Source organism: Pseudomonas sp. PDM16, from assembly GCF_014851865.1.
Taxonomy (GTDB): Bacteria; Pseudomonadota; Gammaproteobacteria; order Pseudomonadales; family Pseudomonadaceae; genus Aquipseudomonas.
In genome coordinates this window covers 1-572 of sequence record NZ_JACVAM010000028.1, presented here as the reverse complement: position 1 = coordinate 572, position 572 = coordinate 1, and the positions used below count along the sequence as shown (strand labels likewise).

Genomic DNA, 572 nt, shown 5'->3' with positions numbered 1-572 from the left:
GTTAGCTTAATCGTTAGGCGGCAAGAGCAAAGTCATGGTTGATGTCCGTGCCCAAGAACACAGCTGCCGCATCGCAGCGCCGGCACTGAATCGAATGGTGGCTTGGCAGTAAATGCCGTTATTTGTGTTCAGCAAGGGAGTTGCTTTCACACAATGCGTACATCACAAATAACCTTCCGGGCCAAAACCGACACGCCGTGCGCTCCGCCAGTTAAGCTCGGCGTTGGCAGCATGTCCTGCGTCCGACTCGATGTCCTCTGCCTAACAACTGGCTCAAGTCGTTCGCTTCGCTCACCGGGACCGGCTAAAGCCGGCCCCTTAGCCAAACGTTAGAGGCCTCTCATGAAATTTCCATTCCGCCCAAAAGATAAAGCTACGGACTGGGATAAATTCTTGGGGCCCGCATCTCCCGAAACAAGAAAGCAACGCTTAATCCAAGAGTGTAAAAAGCACGACGTCTCAATCTATACAGATGACGAGTCTGAATCTTCATCTGGCGTCTACGCCGAGCTACGAGGTGTGGCATCCGAAGCTGAGCTTGAGCGTCGGCTTCTAACCAAAAAATCCGTATC

1 protein-coding gene is annotated in these 572 nt (G+C 52.4%); it reads left to right on the top strand.

All coding sequences use genetic code 11. The features are described 5' to 3' along the window. Window positions 1–342 precede the first annotated feature (342 nt). Window positions 343–572: hypothetical protein (locus IB234_RS24085; protein ID WP_225580787.1), on the top strand; the 230-nt coding region annotated here is incomplete at its 3' end.